The sequence below is a fragment of the Campylobacter sp. US25a genome (assembly GCF_004379075.1).
Classification (GTDB): Bacteria; Campylobacterota; Campylobacteria; order Campylobacterales; family Campylobacteraceae; genus Campylobacter_D; species Campylobacter_D jejuni.
The window spans coordinates 1-1,716 of the sequence record NZ_RYYM01000044.1; the positions used below are offsets into that span (position 1 = coordinate 1).

1 protein-coding gene and 1 pseudogene are annotated in these 1,716 nt (G+C 23.8%); both read left to right on the top strand.

Annotated features, from left to right (window positions below; all coding sequences use genetic code 11):
- The first annotated feature begins 488 nt into the window (after positions 1-488).
- Entirely contained in the window at positions 489-1,127 is a 639-nt protein-coding gene (locus ELQ12_RS09555) for a hypothetical protein (protein ID WP_134264744.1), read from the top strand.
- Between the two features lie 244 nt (positions 1,128-1,371).
- Positions 1,372-1,716, top strand: a pseudogene (locus tag ELQ12_RS09560) (hypothetical protein); the annotation flags it as partial.

Genomic DNA, 1,716 nt, shown 5'->3' on the forward strand with positions numbered 1-1,716 from the left:
ATATAGCCCTTTATGCTCTTATCAATCGTGCCAGAATGATTAAACAAAATAGAATTAGCTTTGTGTAAATACTTTCCTTATGATTTAATATAAAAAGATTTTTAGTTATAATTTCATTTTATATTTAAGGAAAAATTTATAGAATATTTAAAACTTTTACAAAGGCGTTGGGAAGAAGCTTATGAAGCTATACCTAAACTTTATGAAACACCCGATGGGTTAATAATAAATTTCACCCTAAGTGAAGATACAGATACTATTCTTTTTAAAAAACCTTGGGAAAATTTTGAATTAGATGATGAAGATAAAGAAGCCAAATGGAGATTAAGCTTTTTTAGCATTAGCGAAGATAAACCTTTAGGATATTTAGAATATAAAGAAGCACTAGAAAAACTACAAGATTTTTCTTTAATTCAATCAGAAGAAAGGATTTTAATTAGAGCAATGAGTTTAGAAGAGCTTAAAAGTTTAGAGCTTAAAGGGTGGTAATGCTTCCTCAAGCTATATTTTTAAATAAACTTATAGAATTTTTATCTGATGAGAATTTAGATATTGTAAATATGAAAAAAGGTGTAGATAAAATTTTTTCTAAAAAAGATTTTTACGCTATATTAGAATTAAATATTAAAATTATGAATATAGCGAAATTAATTTTTAAAAGTGATGAACAATTAAATATATTATTACCACAAGCTTCTGATTATAAGAATACAAATTATTTTCTTCAAGAATTAGAGTTAAAAAAAGAAATGGATGTTAATCTTAATGATTTAAAAAATTGTGATAATAAAAAAATAATAGAAATAATAAAGCAAGAATATCAAAATAATCTGATTAAAGAATTGGATATTAATTCTCAAAAAGAAAAAATCAAAATACTTTTTATTATTAATGAAGTGCCAAAATTTTTAAAATCAATCTATAAAGAATGTGAGTTTAAAGAATATGGATTAGCAAATTATTTGGAATTTGATGAAATTTGGGATTTTTATGAAAATAATATTAGATATTTTACTATTTTAACTCCCATGGGTGCAAATAAAATAAAATTGCGTTTAGAAAATACACAAAACAGCGAAAAAGAACCCAATATCATAGAAGTAAATTTAGATAAAAATAGATTTTAATAACAAAAATAAGCAATTTCTTTTTCTACTCAAATTTAGACTATTTGTGTTAAAATAATAAATATAAAAATTAAAAACATAGTGAAATTATAAACACCATAAACTCACCCCCCCAAAAGGATCATCAATGTCTCTTAATTCTTATATGAGTCTTAATATATCAAATTCTACTTCAAATCCCCTACCCTTTAAATCACTAAAGCCCTCATCAAAGAAAGTCTTGAAGAACTTTTTTCTATAGAATGTGAAGGCTTTTTTTGAAAGTTTAGAACAAGATTTATTTTCTTTAAATACTTTAACCAATGCTTCATCTCATCCAAGCACCCCTGCAACTTTTAATTTTCATCCTAATGTTTTAATCGATCAAGAAGCTATTTTAAGTATTCATAATCCTTATGAAAACAATACTTTAAATTTTGACACAAATGAAGTTAAAAATTATAAAGGAATTATCACTTATATAAAATATCTAGGCATTAATCATGAAAGTGCTTTAAATATTAATGATAGCGCTTCAAATACTAAGCAAATAAAATACAAGCATTTTTTTTCTTTTAAGCTTCAATCAGTCTTGATAAGACTTTCTTTA